The sequence below is a fragment of the Capilliphycus salinus ALCB114379 genome (assembly GCF_047276495.1).
Taxonomy (GTDB): Bacteria; Cyanobacteriota; Cyanobacteriia; order Cyanobacteriales; family Microcoleaceae; genus Capilliphycus; species Capilliphycus salinus.
Window position 1 is genome coordinate 5,744,447 of the sequence record NZ_CP178543.1, and the last position, 18,140, is coordinate 5,762,586.

The 18,140-nt window shown below is 43.6% G+C and carries 12 protein-coding genes and 1 pseudogene; 1 reads left to right on the top strand and 12 read right to left on the bottom strand.

Annotated features, from left to right (window positions below):
• Positions 1-178: 178 nt before the first annotated feature.
• The 9 genes and pseudogenes from ACL6C3_RS23285 to ACL6C3_RS23325 form a co-directional block, all read right to left on the bottom strand.
• Positions 179-1,153, bottom strand: a complete 975-nt coding sequence (locus ACL6C3_RS23285; RefSeq protein ID WP_413161529.1) for a circadian clock protein KaiA — start codon at positions 1,151-1,153, stop codon at positions 179-181.
• A 266-nt stretch (positions 1,154-1,419) separates the two neighbouring features.
• Positions 1,420-1,572: pseudogene (locus ACL6C3_RS23290) on the bottom strand (cupin domain-containing protein); the annotation flags it as partial.
• A 198-nt stretch (positions 1,573-1,770) separates the two neighbouring features.
• A complete protein-coding gene (locus ACL6C3_RS23295) occupies positions 1,771-1,998 on the bottom strand; it encodes a hypothetical protein (protein WP_413161530.1) in 228 nt (75 codons plus the stop codon).
• Positions 1,999-2,150: 152 nt separating this feature from the next.
• Positions 2,151-2,801, bottom strand: coding sequence for a low-complexity tail membrane protein (locus tag ACL6C3_RS23300; protein ID WP_413161532.1), 651 nt, complete (start codon positions 2,799-2,801; stop codon positions 2,151-2,153).
• A 175-nt stretch (positions 2,802-2,976) separates the two neighbouring features.
• Positions 2,977-6,117, bottom strand: coding sequence for a translation initiation factor IF-2 (infB, locus tag ACL6C3_RS23305; RefSeq protein ID WP_413161534.1), 3,141 nt, complete (start codon positions 6,115-6,117; stop codon positions 2,977-2,979).
• 141 nt (positions 6,118-6,258) lie between these two features.
• Positions 6,259-6,510 carry a YlxR family protein gene (locus ACL6C3_RS23310; protein ID WP_413168400.1) on the bottom strand — a complete coding sequence of 84 codons (252 nt, stop codon included), beginning with the start codon at positions 6,508-6,510 and terminating at the stop codon, positions 6,259-6,261.
• Positions 6,511-6,740: 230 nt separating this feature from the next.
• The gene (gene nusA / locus ACL6C3_RS23315) at positions 6,741-7,976 is read right to left on the bottom strand and encodes a transcription termination factor NusA (RefSeq protein WP_413161536.1); all 1,236 of its coding nucleotides are present in this window, start codon (positions 7,974-7,976) and stop codon (positions 6,741-6,743) included.
• Positions 7,977-8,168: 192 nt separating this feature from the next.
• Complete coding sequence (gene rimP, locus ACL6C3_RS23320) at positions 8,169-8,630, bottom strand: ribosome maturation factor RimP (RefSeq protein WP_413161538.1); 462 nt, start codon at positions 8,628-8,630, stop codon at positions 8,169-8,171.
• 260 nt (positions 8,631-8,890) lie between these two features.
• Positions 8,891-10,273 carry a hypothetical protein gene (locus ACL6C3_RS23325; RefSeq protein ID WP_413161539.1) on the bottom strand — a complete coding sequence of 461 codons (1,383 nt, stop codon included), beginning with the start codon at positions 10,271-10,273 and terminating at the stop codon, positions 8,891-8,893.
• A 165-nt stretch (positions 10,274-10,438) separates the two neighbouring features.
• On the opposite strand from ACL6C3_RS23325, the gene ACL6C3_RS23330 reads away from it, so the two are divergent.
• A complete protein-coding gene (locus ACL6C3_RS23330) occupies positions 10,439-11,464 on the top strand; it encodes a glycosyltransferase family 2 protein (RefSeq protein WP_413161541.1) in 1,026 nt (341 codons plus the stop codon).
• A gap of 210 nt (positions 11,465-11,674) precedes the next feature.
• On the opposite strand, the gene ACL6C3_RS23335 is transcribed toward ACL6C3_RS23330, so the two are convergent.
• The 3 genes from ACL6C3_RS23335 to ACL6C3_RS23345 all read right to left on the bottom strand — a co-directional run bounded on the left by ACL6C3_RS23335 (position 11,675) and on the right by ACL6C3_RS23345 (position 18,139).
• Positions 11,675-14,122, bottom strand: a complete 2,448-nt coding sequence (locus tag ACL6C3_RS23335) for a tetratricopeptide repeat protein (RefSeq protein ID WP_413161543.1) — start codon at positions 14,120-14,122, stop codon at positions 11,675-11,677.
• Positions 14,123-14,339: 217 nt separating this feature from the next.
• A complete protein-coding gene (locus ACL6C3_RS23340; RefSeq protein WP_413161545.1) occupies positions 14,340-16,172 on the bottom strand; it encodes a tetratricopeptide repeat protein in 1,833 nt (610 codons plus the stop codon).
• Between the two features lie 146 nt (positions 16,173-16,318).
• Entirely contained in the window at positions 16,319-18,139 is a 1,821-nt protein-coding gene (locus ACL6C3_RS23345) for a tetratricopeptide repeat protein (protein WP_413161547.1), read from the bottom strand.
• Position 18,140 lies beyond the last annotated feature (1 nt).

Genomic DNA, 18,140 nt, shown 5'->3' on the forward strand with positions numbered 1-18,140 from the left:
ACTTGACAGATAAATTTTATCGTGAATGGCTTTCTTCTGTTCTTTGCTTTCCATTGTTCAACGTTTATTACCGATGTTAAATTCGGTATTTACTAAACGTTTAAGTTCTTAACCTTGCGCGATCCCCTCTTGAAGAAACCGGATGTATCGTTGGGGTTCTCGGATAGTTCCAGAGAAACTAAGAGTCTCTCGGAATTGATCGCCGATACATTTCACACAAATGAGCAATCATATCGATTAGGGTTAGACGGTAATCCAACAGCACATCTTCGCTGCGTCCTTCTAACTTCAATTGCTTGGAAAAGTTATCCATTAAATCCATGTGAATTTCCACAATTCGAGTCACGGGAACATCGGCAAAGAAGGCAATATTAACATATTCATCAATTTTATTGTTGAGGGTTTTATCTCCGGAAAAATAGCTTAAAACAATTTGCCGATATTTGAGTTTAAGTTGTTCGAGCAATTCTTGTCGTTCGGCGGGGGGCAAATTCCGCAGAAAATTTTGAGGATTTCGTTTATAATAAACTCCCAAATATCCCAAGCGTTCGTGGAGTTTATCGGCCAACCTTTTCTGTTGACGCATGATAAAGTTGGTCAACTCTGTGGGTTCGTCGGCGTCGAGGGACTCGTCGGTTAACCGGGTGGTGACGGCTTGGGTGATAAACTGGCTGATGGCTTTGTCTACATAACCGCTAATTTGATTGAGTTGGTTGACTCCGATGTGAACTTCGCTGCTGTGATAGATGTAGTTCAGTGTCGCTGAGATGGGTTCACTCGAGGAAGAAGATTCGCTGCTGGTTTGAGAGGTTTGTTGAGGAGATTTTACCTGAGAATTGAGTATAACGATGGGTAAAGAGATGTTTTGCTGTTGGAGTTGATCGACTAAGACGCTCAGATCGATGCCCTCCTGTACAATTAAACAATCAAGTTGCTCTCTTTCTCGACTCACGTATTGCAGTAACTCCTCGATGGAATGAACCTGAATCACAGCATAGCGATCGCTCTGTAAACTGGACATGACAGAATCGGCGATCGATGCGGAGGGGACGAATACGCAAATCGATAGCTGTGGACGCCAGACTGTTGCTGAGGTTGAATTTAAGTTACCCGCCAGAGAGTCGCTCAGAGATCCAGTCTCCTTTACTAACATTTTTAGATTCTATTAAAGATTTAATCATAAATTGTAACTAATCTTAATTGTACAATCACCTAAATATCTGCGATCGCATGGAGACCGACATCAGAGATTTGTTAATCCGGATTGACGGAACGGGCAAGCTCTGGGGTAAGAATCGGGAGCGACCAACCCAGAGATTGCTCTACAAATGTCTCCGGTACAAGAGCCTGTGCGGGTACTGACAAGCTGGCGCTTCGGACAAGAACCCGTAACTGTCAATTGTAGCTGTTTTCTGACCTCTAGTCTTCCCCGTCTTCGATCGAACCGAAGTGATAATGTTTTCTGACATCGGCTAAAATCTTCCAAGTACAAGACATTCCCGCCGGGAAGCTGACGAGATCGCCTTTGCGGATGGGAACGGGTTCGCCGCCATCGGGAGTAACAATCACATCACCGGCTAAAAGATAGCAAGTTTCGCTTTGATCGTAAGTCCAAGGAAATTCGGAGACCTCTTTAGTCCGCTCTCGGCCAGTTGGAGACTCCTAATTGATTAAGATATTCGGAACTGGGTTTTGGATCGACTTGAATGTCCATCAGATGTCAATCGGCTCAACAAGTGCAGCCCTTGTTTTCAATCGGGGTTTTAGGGTTTAATAAGCTAAAGTTTCTAAAGTTTCTCGCAAATAGGTGCGAACTTGGCGATCGAGATTCATCTGAGGATGCTGTTTTGTGGAAAGATGTTCAAGTTGCCAATTTTGAAATCCCGAACTAGAAGCAATAGCTTGTTTGAGACTGTGCCAAATTTGAGAATCTTCTTCTAATAAGCCAGTGGCAGGTATGGATTCATTGTCCGGGAGGATAGAACTGGAGTTTGCCATAATCTGTTACCGAATAAACGTAATGGTTAAAAGGATTGACTTGCTTAATTCTATTTTTACAAATTCTGAGCGCAAATGCCTGTAGCTGTAAACACCATCTGGGATTAACGGGTCAATTTGACCGTTAAGTTGGTGTTATCGATCTCAAAAGATTAAGTTTCAGTCGGTTCTCTCGACTCAAGAGAGGACAGTGAATTTTCGGGTGTTGAGGGTAAAAGCGATCGAGGTAAAATCCGGTTAACTTGCAGTCCGATGCGGGTAAAACCCTGACGAATGCTATCGGGAGTCAAAGGTTCTCGGGCGGCCAATTGGGTTTTAGGGGTGAATAAAACGGCGATCGCACTGATGGGAACCTGGAGAAATAAATTACAGCCCAAAAAACCGAGACTGGCGATCGATAATCCGAGTAAACGTCCTTGGGGCGGCAAGGAAACGACCTCGGCGGCCAGCGGTGCCAGACGATAAAGTTGCCAAAGGACGGGAATTAAAAGCAGAGGTGCGATGATTGCCAATCTTTGATTGAGCGGAGTTTTAAACCGGGTGAGAATCTGGCATTGCTGGGGGGTGAGTTGTTCGGGTTTGATGGCAACGATCAGGACACTAAAAATATAAAAGGGCTTAAACCATTGCATCACCAGGATGGGTACAATGCCAATTGCGGCAACGATGGCGATTTCTACCCCCACAGGCCAGATGGGATAACCGATCGCCAATCCCAACAAACTCATAGCCAGCCACAGGGGAAGTGCCGCCAAACCGGAAAGATGAATCCAAAGATAGGGATCTAATCGAAAATTCGACATGATGATAATTTCTCGGCGGAAGGGGCGCGTGTGTCGATCATACTACGAATTGGCGAGGCTGTTGGGAAAGGGTCCACAAAACAATGAGCGATCGCCCCCAATTGAGAATCAAGGCGATCGCGTGAAATTAAGGGAAGGAAACACAAAAGGTACTCCTTCCCGTATCGAAATAGTTTTAGACCGATAGAGTCCGTCGCTTGGTTGCCATGCGATAGGCTTCGATGATGTCTCCTTCTTCCCAGTCATTGAAGCTATCGAGACCCATACCACATTCATAGCCGGCATTAACCTCTTTGGCATCTTCGCGCATCCGTTTGAGGGAGTCGAGAATACCTTCGTGAATGACATTGCCCTTGCGATGAACTCGCACCTTGCAGTTACGAACCACCTTGCCGGACTGGATATAACATCCAGCCACCTTGCTGCGACCGACGGGGAAGACGGCCCGAACTTCGGCTTGACCGAGAGCTTCTTCAACCAATTCGGGTTCAAGCATCCCTTCCATCGCCGCTTGTACATCATCGAGGAGATTGTAAATGATGTTGTACTCGCGAATGTCAACACCGAGTTGGTCGGCGGCTTGTCGGGCGCCGTTGGCGAGGGTGGTATTAAAGCCAATTAACACGGCGTCACTGGCGGCGGCGAGATCGATATCGGTTTCGGTGACTTCTCCGGGTGCGGCCAAGAGTAAACGCAACTGGACTTCTTTTTGAGGAAGCTTCTTGAGGGCGTTAACAATGGCCTCAACAGAGCCTTGAACATCGCCTTTGAGAATAATGTTGAGTTCTTTGAGTTCGCCTTCTTGGGCGCGAGCCGACAGGGTGCTGAGGCTGATCCGTCCTTGGAGGAGGCGAGACTGACGTTGAGCCTGGGCGCGTTGGTCGGCGAGGGCTGCGGCTTCTTTTTCGTTCTCGAACACCTCAAATTCGTCACCGGCGGCGGGAACGTCTCGCAGTCCGAGGATTTCCACCGCAAAGGAGGGGCTGGCGACATCGACCCGTTCTCCCCGGTCATCGATCATCGCCCGCACCTTACCCAAAGCCGAGCCGGCTACCACGATATCGCCGACGCGCAAAGTCCCATTCTGGACCAACAGGGTAGCCACCGGGCCTCGTGCTTTGTCGAGGTGAGCCTCGATGACACTGCCTCGGGCGGCGCGGTCGGGATTGGCTTCGAGGTCTTCGACTTCAGAAACCAGGATAATCATCTCCAGAAGCAGGTCGAGGTTTTGTTTATTGATGGCGCTGACGGGAACCATGATGGTATCGCCGCCCCATTCTTCGGGAACGAGATTATGTTCCATCAATTCCTGCTTAACGCGATCGGGTTGGGCCGCTTCTTTGTCGATTTTGTTAATGGCGACAATAATCGGGACACCGGCGGCTTTGGCGTGGCTGATCGCCTCAATGGTCTGAGGTCGAACCCCGTCATCGGCGGCGACCACCAGGATGGCGATATCCGTAACCCGCGCTCCCCGCGCTCGCATGGCGGTGAAGGCTTCGTGACCGGGCGTGTCGAGGAAAACGACTTGCTGCATTTTGCCTTCGTGTTCGACATCGACATGATAGGCCCCGATATGCTGGGTAATGCCTCCGGCTTCCCCTTGAGCGACTTTGGTTTCCCGAATGGAGTCGAGGAGGGTGGTTTTACCGTGATCGACGTGACCCATAATGGTAACCACCGGCGGACGCCGTTGCAGGTGTTCGAGATCTTCTTCGTTGAAGATGTTGTCGGGTTTGATGGCATCCGATTTTTGCTGTTGGGTTTCCAGGGCAACATCCAACTCTTGACAGACCATTTCGATGATGTTCAGGTCTAGGGTTTCGGTGATGTTGACCGCTATTCCTTTGGCAAACAGACGCTTGATAATCTCGGTTTCGCTCACGGCCAGGGCGTTGGCCAGTTCTTGCACGGTCATCGAACCCGCGATCACCAGTTTGTCCGGGCGATCGGGTTTGGGTTGCTCCCCGTGGCGACGAGAACTGCTCGAACTGTCTTCCGAGGATGAACCGCCCCGGTTGGGGGTGGGTTTTTTGGCTCTCGACGGACCCGCACTGGCGGCCGATTTGGGGGATGAGGTGGCGCCTTTCGGTTTGGGGGGACGAGCCAGGGAAAGAGTCAGGGTGGGGTTCGCATCCAAACCGCTGTTGAGTGCGCTGTCAAAGTCTTCATCCTCTTCATCGTCGATCAGAGGTTTAGCCCGAGGACGCTTGGCTTTAACTTTGGCCGCTTTGCTGGTATCTTCTTCTTCTTCTTCCCAGCCCGATCGCTTACCGGGTCGAGCCGACTGAAGTTTCTTCGGTGCGGTCAGAGATTTCTTGGGTCGTTTAATCTCCAGATCGAGGTCGTCTGTAGCCGGGATCAATTCCTCCTCAGCTTCTTCGCCCTCGTTGAGAACGGGATCGGGTTCGGCGGCTTTGCGAGACGGCGGCGGCTGAAGTTCGGGAACCGGGGGTTTAGCTTTAACGGCCGTAATTTCTTTGCGGGGTTTTCTAGTCTCTTTTGCTTCTTTGGGTTCTTTGCTGTCTGAAGACTTGGACTCGGAAGTGACCGGACGCTGAGTTTTGGTCGGCTTCGAGGGGGCGGCTGGCTTGTCCGTCGTCGTTTTGGCCGTCGGTTGGCTTGGGCTCGACTTGGGTGTGGGCTTATTGGATTTTAAGATCGGCTTGTTTTTCACGACGGGAGACGGAGACGACGGTGCAGACGGCCGCACGGGGGGTGAGACCAGTTCGGGCGCTTTTTCGGGTGGGGTCGGTTGGGCTGAATCCGCTGGCATTAACTCCTGTTCGCCGGTTGCTTCGGGTTCGACCGGAGAATGATTCGAGTCCCCGCTAGCTTCGGGTTGCGGTTGGCTTGCAGGTTCGGATGGAGATTGAGGGGTAGAATTGGGCTTCGATAGCACAGGCCGTTCTAATAGTGTTGGTTTCTCAGAAGATGGGGATGGAACTGAAGGTTGGGGTTGAGTGGCTGTTGGCACGGATGCTGAATTTCTCTCTTGGGTTGAAAATCGGTTCGAGTTTGAGTTCACCTGAAGTTTGGGTTTACGAACTTCTAGGATTTGTTGTTTTTTCTTGTGATCGGTTTGAGAATCGGAAAGTTGCGAGGAGTGACCTCCCCGATCCGACTTGGTATCGGTATGAGTTGTGACGGGGTGAGTTGCCACATATTTCTCAATCCGTTGAGCATCTGATTCTGTAATTGTACTACTATGGCTTTTAACTGCAATGTTGAGCCGTTCGCATACGGCTAAGATATCTTTGTTGTCCAAATTTAATTCTTTTGACAACTCGTAAATTCTGACTTTGACGTTGTTCATCCACTTTGCCCTCTTCGTACCAACCCGTTATTGACTTAGTTTATCTTGACATTTTTCTTCCCAAATTAACAATTGTAACCTGTTGTCGCGGTGACAACAGTAGCTAAACTCGTGAAGAAAGCTTTTGCTCAAGAGCGGTTTTTATTTTCCGGGGAGACGCTGCTGGAGAAGTTGATAAATTTCTTCGGGTACAGCAGCTTTAAGCGATCGCCCCAGACGATTTTTCTTTTGAGCAGCTTTGAGACATTCTGCATTCCGACACAAATAGGCGGAACGACCCATGCCTCGATCTAATTGTACCTGATGGGACGAGTAGTCTCGTACCACCCGCCAAAACGTCTCTTTGGGAGCGGCTTGGCGACAGGCGACACAGCGACGGTAGTTAGGCTGCATTTTACGGCTCTGTTGGTCTGCACTCATGATCGCAATTGAAGATCGGAGTCTTTCCACTCCCGGTTAGGGGGGCCAGCCGCACAACAGGACTTCACCGCCCTCTCTTTCTTCTATTCTATAGAGTCTTTGAAAATCTATCTATTGATGATGGCCCAAACAGTCGGTTCGGAACACCGAAGTTCCCCAAATTTTAGATGAACTTTAGCTTGGTGTCCGACTCCTTTGAGGTCTTAGGCCAATTCTTCTGCGTCTTCGTCTTCCTCCTCAAAATCTTCTTCCTCGTATGCTTGCTGATATTGCAACTGTTCTGCTATTTTCTGATCTTCGGCGACGGCATCATATTTTGCAGTATCTTTGATGTCAATTTTCCATCCCGTCAGACGGGCGGCCAAACGCACGTTTTGACCTTCTTTACCGATCGCCAAGCTGAGTTGATCTTCGGGAACCAAGATGTGAGCGCGACGTTCTTCGGGATTGACCAAACGCACTTCATCGACTCGCGCCGGACTCAGAGCATTAGCAATATAGGTCGCCGGGTCGGGAGACCAGCGAATCACGTCTATTTTCTCGCCCCGCAACTCGTTGACCACCACTTGAATTCGCGATCCTCTCGCCCCAATACAAGCCCCCACCGGATCGACATCGCGATCGAGGGTATCAACGGCGATTTTGGTTCGCGGACCCACGTGAGACGAGGGGGGATTGGCTTCCCGGGCGACGGCGACAATTCGCACGACTTCATCTTCGATTTCGGGGACTTCGTTGGCAAACAGGTAAACGACCAAACCGGCATCAGCCCGAGAGACAATCAGTTGAGGCCCCCGTTGCGATCCCTGAGACACCCGCTTGAGATAGACTCTAAAGGTAGCATTAGCTCTGTAGTTATCGTTGGGGAGTTGTTCCCGTTTGGGTAATTCCGCCTCAACTTCTTGATGGCCGAAACCGCTGGTAACAGACATAATCACCGATTGCCGCTCAAACCGCAACACTCGCGCTTGCAAAACGGTTCCTTCCAAGTCTTTAAACTCATCTTGAATCATTTTTCGCTGCTTGTCTCGCAGCTTTTGAGCCAGGACTTGTTTGGTTTGAATGGCCGCCATCCGTCCAAAATCGCTTTGTTCGGGGGTGACATCAAGAGTCACCGTATCGCCCAACTGGGCTTCGGGTGCGACTTCGCGCACATCTTGTAGGGAAATTTGATGATCTTGGTTGCTAACTTCTTCAACAATGGTTAAATTTTTAGCCAGGACGCGAAATCCTTCTTCTTCAACATCGAGTTCGACGTCAAAATTATCGAAATAGTCTTCGCTAAATTGAGTATTAATCTCAATGGTGCGACGATAACGTTCATATCCTTTTAACAAGGCTTCCCGTAACGCTTCTTCAACGGCTTGTTTGGGTAAATTCCGCTCTTGAGATATACCCTGGATCATGTCTTTAAGTCCGGGCAAACTGACCATTGACATAGGCTGCTTCTCCTGTGTAAATCTAATTTGAATAATGAGAAATCCAAGCGAGAAAAATTCAGCAAAAATTAAGAATTCATCCAGAACAATTCTCAATTTTGAACCGAACTGTGTAGACTCGATCGCTTTTTCTCGGTTTCGGTGTAGATGCCGACCCCACCCGCAGGTTGTGAGCGGGAAATGTTGGCGATTTTACTCTCCTTCTTGCAGCAGAACTTCTGCAATAACCGTGCGAGGAATTGCCATTTGTCGTCCTTTTTGATTGAGATAAACGGCGCTTTCATCGCGACGAACTAACTTTCCGCTCCACTCTTTATGACCTTTATAGAGTTCTAAAGTTCTAATCAGTACGGGAAACCCTTTAAAAGAGATAAAATCGCGATCGCTGTGAAGTATTTGAGAAATTCCGGGGCTAGAAATCTCCAACACGTAAGCATCAGGAATCAAATCGACGGTATCTAATTGTTCTTCCAAAGCTCGACTCATTTGTTCGCAATCGTCTAAACCCGTGTCTCGGTTGGGGTTGCGGATATCGACGCGCAAAACCGGGGGGGCTTGGTTGGTATAAAATACTGCTCCCACCACTTCTAATCCCAGTGCTTCAGCAACAGGGGTGGCTAGATCGATGATTTTTGGGACAAGGGGGTGAGCCATACTTCGATAGCAGAAAATTAGACTTAAGACTTCAAACTGACCCCTACGGAGGGAAACAGGATATACATTGGTGTTTCGACTGTAACTGCTAGCACCTCCTACCAGCTTACAGCTTGAACTGAACCCTGCCACTAAAAAAAGTGGGCGTCACCCACTTCACAGTGTCTTCCACAAGAAGTCAGACAGACAAATCCGGTTGCGATTCATCTGGTGTCCTCAATTTTAGCTTAAATCCGGTCTTTTTGTCAGGTGGTCTAGGTTTACCGATTTTTTCCTTTGGTGAGTTGGCGCAGTTGTTTGGCTTCGCGGATAACTTGTTCAAAGTTTTCTTCATCGACTCGTTGAATATAATTAATTTTAAATTCTTCGAGGAAAGCAACAAGTAAAGATTCAATTTCTGTGATGCTTTGTTCTTTTTGAATTTCGCGACCGAGGGCGGCTCCAAAATGGCGCACCAGTTCATTGGATAAGCGAGTCCCGACCGGATCTTCCATCGCATTTTTAACAGATTCATAGGTATTTTGCGGCCCTTCTACGGCGAGTTTTGATAGCTCATTAACCAGCCGATCGCTAATTTGTTTCGGAAGATCTTGCAAGCCGGGAATTTGCTTAAATCGTTGGGAAATCGGAGACTCTTGCACTGCACTTTGAATGCTATAACGAAGAACGGCTTCGATTTCCGGTTGCACTTGAGGAATGGCTTTATAAACGGTAATTTGCACCAAACGGGTCGCCAGCACTTCCATTTCATTAATATCGTTGAGATCGATATACCGACGTTTTTGAGATTCAAAAAACTGTTTAAAAAATTCGCCGCTTTCGATATTATTTTGTAATTGGTTAATGGCTTGAACGATTACAATTTCGGTCAATTCTTGAGCAAAACTGGTTAAAACTCCGCGAATGGCTTGCACTCGAACCCGTTCGATATCGAGCCATCCCACCTGTTCTAAACGAATGGTTACGGGAATAATTCTCAGCCACCGCCAAAAGGGAATAAATAGAAAGACATCGTACCAGCGCCACAGCATGGCATCGAACCAGGTAAAACTAACAAAACGCCGACCAATGAGATAGGTTCTCAGGATAAATTCAACCAGAAAAACAAGGATAAAGATTAAATCGATTTTCCAAAAATCATCTATAAATTGTGCATTTTCATTGATGCGGCGATAATAATTTACTTCCATTAAGGGAATTACTTCTTCATCAAACCATTCTAATTGTTCTTGAAAGTCTTCTTGGATTAAATAGGTTGGACTCCAAAAAATCCGAAAGGCTTCTTTTGCCGATTTTTGGGAACCGGGAACTTTGGTCCGCATTTGATTTTTGATTTTTTCTAAGATACTGCTTTTATTGGCAATAGCGAAGGGATCTTCGTTGATCAGGTTAACACTTTGAGTCCGCAAGTCTTCGAGGGTTTGATTAACTTCCGGTGAATTTAAGCCGAATTCTAAGGCTTGTCGTTGGAGTTGTTCAACGGTTTTTATATAGGTTTCGGTTTCGCGGTTGGCTTCAATTCCTTTGACCGGATCGTAGAATTGGGTAATTTTTGGAGTGTAGCGAAAATAAAAATCTCGCAGGGGGATATAACTGATATCAAACAAGACTAAAATAAAATTAATCAGGGCTAGCAGCGCCATGAATTTTTCAAACCAAGGTACTTTTTTCTTTTTCTTGCGGAATATGGATTTTGAGCTAGGCATAGATCAGTGACAATGAGAAAGATTTATTTTTCTAAGGTTACTTTAGCTAAACTCTGCTGGCTCTCCATCAACATTTTGATAGATTCTCACCAGAATTAAACGATGTCTATTACTTCTAAATTACCCCGAATCAGTGTTATTATTCCAGCTTACAACTGCGATCGCTATGTTGGGCAAGCTGTCGAGAGTATTCTTCATCAAACTTATTCTTCCTATGAAATTATTGTGATTGATGATGGTTCTCAAGACAAGACTTATGAAGTTCTACAGCCTTACGAGGCAAAAATTCGCTATGTTTATCAACAAAATCAAGGGGTATCTGTGGCCAGAAATCACGGCCTTGATTTGGCCCGGGGCGAGTTTGTGGCGTTTCTCGATGCGGATGATTTGTTTCTCCCCGATACCCTGGCGGCGCTGTTGGGGGTGTTTGAGGCGAATCCCAACCTGGGAATTGTTCATAGTGGCTGGCGTCGTATCAACCAACAGGGGGAAACGCTGATGGATGTTCGGCCCTGGGAGACGGTTCCAAAGTTGAATTTGGAGACGTGGTTGCGCTGGAAACCCCTGGGAACGATGGGAACGTTGATGTTTCGCCGCGACCGGTTAGAGCAAGTTGGGGGGTTTGAACCGGGGTTGACTCATGCGGAGGATGTTGATTTGATTTTACGGTTGGCGCTCAAAGGGTGCAAGGCCGGGTGGTTGCGCCAATCGACGGTTTGTTATCGACAGCACGATCAAAATACCATGCGCGATGGAATTTCTCAAGCCCAATCGATTAATTGGGTGCTGGATCGATTTTTCAATCAGCCGGATGTTCCTGTTGATATTCGTTTAATTGAAAATTGGGTGCGTTACAGTACGTTGGTTTGGAGTTCTTGGTACTTATATTATACAGGTTTTCCTCAAGAAATGGTACAGTATTTACAAAAATCTTGGTCTTACAGTCCGTTTTTGGGGATAGAAACGGTGATGAATTGGATTGAAAGTTTTACCCAATATTCGCAGAATTTAGGGAGTCAATTCTACGCTGATGAACTGGGGAATATTCCCGAATGGCGTCTATTAATTCAGTGGATAGTTGAACAAATTTCACAACAGCAATTAGAATCTACAACCCCTGCAAATTGATTGTTGTGCGTTAAATTATCCTAACCTTTCTAAAACCAACCTAGTTTCAGTAGGGTGCGTCAAATTTCCCAAACCTTTCTAACTCCTACAAAATTAATCAGCTTGACGCACCAATTTCAGTAGGGTGCGTCAAATTTCCCAAACCTTTCTAACTCCTACAAAATTAATCAGCTTGACGCACCTTTCAAGACAAAAAACCCAATTCAACCGTTAAAGTCCCGCTTTTTTTAACAGTTGTTCGAGTTGAGATAAATTCACGCAAATATTGCGAGTAACCGGGCTAACTTTGGGGTTATCATCCTCGGGTAATCTTTCCCCAAATAAATAGTAATGTTCTAAGCCACACATATTACTGAGAAACCAATAAAGCGCCGTTACATATCCCGGTGAAAAAATCTCAATCACCTTCGTTTTTGGCTTGCAAAACGTGAGATTTGTTAACCCCGCACCATGAGGCGCTACAACAACTTCAGCAGCGTGGAGATAATGGGCTTGTTCGACAACAGATAGGGTTTCTAAATAAACTCGTTGAAAGCCATATTTTTCTAAAAGTTGAACAACGGCTTCATTATTGATAGTTTTGCGATAGCCCGCTTTATTTCGGTCAATGTAAATCCTTTTATATCCCGGAATATTGGGGGAGAGTTTTGGATTTAAAAAAACTTGCTTGAGATACCGACATTTCCATTGGGAAATTCCAAAAGATTGGGTAATATTAGGAACAATAACTTGTTTGGCTTTAATATGGGGATAGTGGAGGCTTTCAAGAATTTTATCCGCAGAAACTCCAGCTACTTCTAAGCAGTCTATCTGATATGGGTTCGGACAATGAGTAAAGACAAATTTATCAATTTTTATATTCTGAATTTCGGAAGCTTTACAGACTAAATCTAGACGGGCGACCACATCAAACATCCAATGAAAGTATCCGCCATTTCCCCAACGAACAGATAAAAAAGCTATGTTTTCATCGAGTTCGTAAACGGAAGAACGATGATTATCTGAAACTAAAAATTCAGGATGTCCGCTGGAAAGTTCGGGAATTAACTGATTTTTTGAGTTTAAAACCGCACTGGTTAAAATCGGGTCGGCTAACGCCTGTCCTTCGGGAAGAATACTCACAAAAGCAGCAGAAGATTGAAAACAATCCTCTTCAAAGTCCGGATGAAGATTGTTATCTAATGTAATTGGGGGGAAGCATTTAATTTCGCTTTCTGGATAGACGTTAATTGTAGTGATATCAGAAGCCGATTCTAAGCTAACAACTTGCTCTTTTGAATATTGACAAAAGGTTTCAATCACAATAGGAGGAACGAGTTTATAATGACGACAAACAACCGCCGATTCTGGATAACCCTGGTATTCAAATATGTTAGCCAGTTCGTCGTAGGCTTCAAAGGAATCGGTTTTTAATTCGATAGCTTTGATAAAAGCATCAATTGCAGCATCCCAATTTTTTAGATGTTTGCAAGCATAACCAAGTTTGAGATAAAGTCCGTACATCCCCCCATGAACTTGAACTGCTTTTTGATATAAAGCGACTGCTTCTTTCCACCGTTCTTTTTCTTCTAATAAATCGCCCAATTTTTCATAAATAAAATGCAAATTTGGATCGATTTCTAAAGCTTTTTGATAAAATTTAATTGCTTCATCTGTTTGGTTATTTTTTTCTAACAAATCCGCCAATTTATAGTATGATGTTGAAAAATTAGGCTCGATTTCTTGAGCTTGGCGATAGACCGATATCGCTTCTTCTAATTGATTTTGTGCAATTAAAGCATCCGCTAATTTAATATAAGGCCAGTAATGTGAGGGATTGAGTTTGAGTCCCTGACGATATGCGGTGATTGCTTTTTCCCACTGTTGGTTTTCTAGGTAAGCATCTGCTAATTTCAAGTATGACCAACAGACATCGGGGTTAATTTTAATACTTTGCAAATAACAGTTAATGGCTTCATCCCACTGTTTGAGTTGAGTTAACGCATCACCCAAACTGTTATAATAATGGTTGGCATTCGGATAAAGTTCAATCGCTTTTTGGTAGTTAAATTTTGCGGCTTTCCACTGTTGCTGTTGACTGAAGACTTTCCCCAGAAAATAATAAATTTTTGCGCTAATGGGATAAATTTTTAAAGCCTGAGAATATAAATTAATAACTTGTTCAACTTGATTGTGTTGTAATAACGTTTCACCCAAGTTTAAATAATCTTCAATTTGCAGTTTCTCCGGTTCTAAAAGAAACGCCTGATATTGACAGTTGGCGGCTTTTTCCGGTTGATTCTTTTTTTTCCAAATTCGGGCTAAGTTTCGGTAAATTCCGGCTAAATTTGGTTGTAATTTTAGAGCGGTTTCATAACAAGCTATCGCCTGTTCCCACTGCTGTTGACTGGCGTACAAACTCCCTAAATTTCCATACACCTCAGGAAAGTTTGGCTGAATTTCTAAGGCTTTATTATACCATTGTTGGGCGGATTCGAGTTCACCTTTTAGTTGCAGAATTACCCCCATTATTTTATAAGCGGGCGGAAAATCAGGCTGAACTTTTAAGGCTTGATTACATAAGGTAACAGCCTGTTCTAATTGTTTTTGAGCCAAATAAAATTGGGCTTGTTCACAAAGCTGACTTGCTTCGCTATCAAAGTTGGATACCCGGTTCATATTTTATAACTTCATAAAAAGGTACTGCTTATTTATATCATTGTTTCAAAATCCGCAGGTTGAAAACAGAGAATTCTTTTAAGTTGGGAGTTTTACTGACAGCAACTCCCACTTTTGTTGACTCAATTGGGGATGGGGAAGTGAAGCAGACAGTATATCCCCATTATCTCACAGTAACTAGAGTTTACCAAAAATCCGCCGGAATGTAAACCCTATCTTAATTCCAGTTAAATTTTCGTCCTAAAAATTCCTCTAGTTTTTGATTTTGAGAGTGAAAGAAATTCTTTAATTGCCTATGAATTTCGGGGGGCATTTGCTGATAGTAACCTTTGTTGTAGGCGGTGAATTCAGTTAAAGAAAAATCGGGTAAATTCAAAAATTTAAAGACTTCTTGCAGGATAATTTGAGGTTGTTCGTAAAGTTCTTCACTTTTTAAAATCAAGAAGTTTTCCGGCGGAAAATACATCATCCATTTTTGGATAAACTCTATATAAATTCCCCGCCAAATGTATTTATGGGTTTGTTCCCAGTAGTTGGGATCAATATTGGGATAATTTCCTAAAAGTTCCAATTCTGCTGAAATGGCATCGGAGAGAGAGCGATTTTCTAATCCGAGTCGTACCCAATGATAGTATTGAGAAACCGTTCTTTCTACGGGATTTCTTAACACAAGAATCAACTTCATTTTAGGGAAAGCTTCAGCAATTCTGCCGGCGACTTCTTCATCTTCAAGATAGCTTGGTGTTGCTTCTCCCGTTAAAAACTGAGTTGAATCTTTTAAACTCGGAAAATGAGAGACATACCAATCTAGCCCTCGCTTATAGTGATGATTCCAGAAATAAATTTCTTTCTTAATGGCGGGTAAAATTTGAGGATGTTTTTCCAAGTAACGGTACAGGGAAGTTGTTCCCCCCTTCTGAGTTCCAATAATGATAAAACTCGGATTGAGCGGTTTTTCACTGTCCCAATAGGTTTCGACAATTTCAGGGTGAGAAACTTTAATTTTTTTATAAATTGCTCTTTGATAAGCAGCAATTGCCGGCTTTATTTTGCCCAAACGGGTTAAAATTTCAGCCAAATTGAGTTCAACTAAAGGAGCGTGAGGATAATGTTTAATTATATTCTGGTAAAGTGTCAAAGCATCATTGAGTTTTTTATGTTCGGCTAAAATATTCCAAAGTTTTAAATAAGACCATTGATAATAAGGTTGAATTTCTATCGCTTTCAAATAGGCTTGAATAGCAGGTTCATATTGTTGTTGTTGATAGAGAAGTTGGGCAAGCTTTTGATGTCCTTGAAAGGAATTAGGATCTATTTCTATAGATTTTTGATAGTTACTAATAGCAGCATCCCAAGATTGAATTCTAACAAAGGCATCTGCTAACCTTTGATAGGTAATTGCTGAGTTGGGGTTTAATTCTAATGCTTTCTCATAACTCTGAATTGCTTCCGGCCAGCGTTCTAATTGACTGAATGCTTCCCCTAAATTATGAGCGGCTTCAAAAGAATCAGGTTTGAGTTGAATCGTTCTTTGATAACAAGAAATTGCTTGTAAGGGTTTTTCATCTTTAAGAAGCATATTTCCCAGGGTTAAATGTTCCTCAGCGGTTGCCCAATCCGGATCTAATTGTAGCGCTTCATACCAGTATTGCGCGGCCTCTTTTTGTCGGTTAAGGTGAGTCAATATTTGAGCTATATTTCGATAAGCTACTGCTGATTTCGGTTCAAATTTAATCAGATTTTTATAAGCTTCAATTCCTTTTTCCCACTGCTTTTGTTTGGTATAAATACTACCAAGATTTGCATAAACTTCTGCTAAATCTGGCTGGATTTCAACCGCTTTAACATAATATTGTTCGGCTTCTTCTTCCTCGCCTTGAAGCTGGAAAGCCATTCCTAAGGTTTGGTAAGCTACCGCCAACTTGGGTTCATGTTTTAAAGCTTGCTGACAAGAAAGAATTGCCTGTTGAAATTCCTGCTGACGCAAATAAACAATTGCCTGTTGATACAAGTTCATGGCGGTGGTAATAGATTGCTTAGAATCATCCATAACTCAAATAGCGTCAGGTTTGAATTTTATTGGTATACACTTTCAATTATACTCGATTTTTGGAGCTTGGCGTTGAGGCTTTTCTCTTCAACAGACTCCCAGATGACAATCCGGTTGAGTTTCATCGGTAGTAATTGGTTAGTTATTCACTTATTCCAGTTGAATTTCATCCCCAATAAATCTTCTAACTCTTGGTTGTAAATTTTGAAATAATTCCCCAATAGATTTCGCATTGATTCGTCTAAATCCGGATAAGAACGAGCATTATATTTTTTATATTCGGTTAAAGGATGATCGGACAAACCTAAAAAGTCAAAGATTTGCTTTAAAGTTCCAGGTGGATTTGAATAAAAATTTTCGCTGGAAATAATGAAAATTTGCTCTCGGGGAAAAACATCTAACCATTTTTTCAAAAATTCTACATAAATGCTTCTAGCAATATAACTATTGGGTTGATTCCAGTAACTAGCATTTGGAACACTAAGCCGTTCAATTTCAGAAATCATCGCTTTTTCTAAAGAACGAAATTCCCAATTCATATTCACCCATTGATAATAGTGAGAAACCGTTCGCTCAATGGGATTTCTTAAAACAACAATCAGTTTAGTTTTAGGAAAAACCTCAAAAAGACGTTCGGCAGTTTCTCGGTGATCGAGATAACTGGGTGTTGCTTCTCCAGTTAATATATTTTTATCGGCTAAAATGGGGGGAAAATGAGCCAAATACCAATCTATTCCCCGATTATATTTCGTTGACCAAAAATCTATTTCTTTAATTAAAGAGGGCATAATCTGGGGATGTTTTGCCAGATAATAGTATAAAGAGGTAGTCCCCCCTTTTTGAGTTCCGATAATCATAAAATCCGGCTGACTCACCGGCTCTAGTTTTTCAATATTTTCTATCCAGTCGGGATGAAATTGTATAATTTTTTGATAACAGGCCGCTTGGTAACATAATAATGCTTCGTTTAATTCTCCTTTTCGAGTTAAGATTTCTCCCAAGTTAACGGAACACCAAATTGAATTGGGATTCTGTTGAATCGCTTGTCGATATATCAATTCAACCGCTTCTAATTTTCCTTGTTTTTCGATAATTTCCCACAATCCCTGATACACCCAAGTGGGGATTTCTGGCTTGATTTCGATAGCTTTGAAATAGGCTAAAATTGCCTCATCCCACCGTTGCTCTTGAGATAAAGCAACCCCTAAATTATAGTGATTTTCATAAGATTGGGGATTGTTTTTAATGGCGGTGTAATATAACTTTAGTTTTTCCTTTTGTTGAATTTGTGTTTGTTTTATCTGTTGTAATTCTGCCAAGATTTCTCGGCGGTTCGGTTGAGTTTCTAGAGCCAAATTATAGAAAGTAATAGCCGTTTTTAGCTGATTAGAATGATTAACAAAATGACGGGCAATTTTTAAACAAGTTTCGGCATCTTCTGAGGCGAGATTGAAATGCCAAGATTGAGGATTAGATTCAAATTGAGTTGCTTCCTGTAGCTTGGCATAAACTTCGGGGGAATTTAGGTTGTTTTGAACCGCTTTAAAATAGGCATAAATTGCCTCACTCCAGCGATTTTCTTGACCGAGTGCAACCCCTAATTTATAATAAGACCAAGCAAAGTTGGAATCGAGAACAATAGCCTGATTATAAGCAGAAATTGCCTCTTGAAATTGACCAAGCTCTAATCGGGCATTACCCAAGTTATAGTAAGACCAAGAACAATTAGGATTGAGTTGAATTGCATGATGATAAGCAGAAATCGCTTCTTCCCATTGGTTTTGCTGAGAGTAAGCATCACCTAACTGATGATAAGACCAAGAAAAATTGGGGTTCAGTTCGATAGAACGTTGATAAAGAGAAATTGCAGCCCGAATGTTTCCTTGAGAAAAAAACGTTTCCGCTTGTTGGTAAAACTCATAGGCTGCGGTTTCTGAACTGTTATCAGAGGGAATAAATTCAGACATT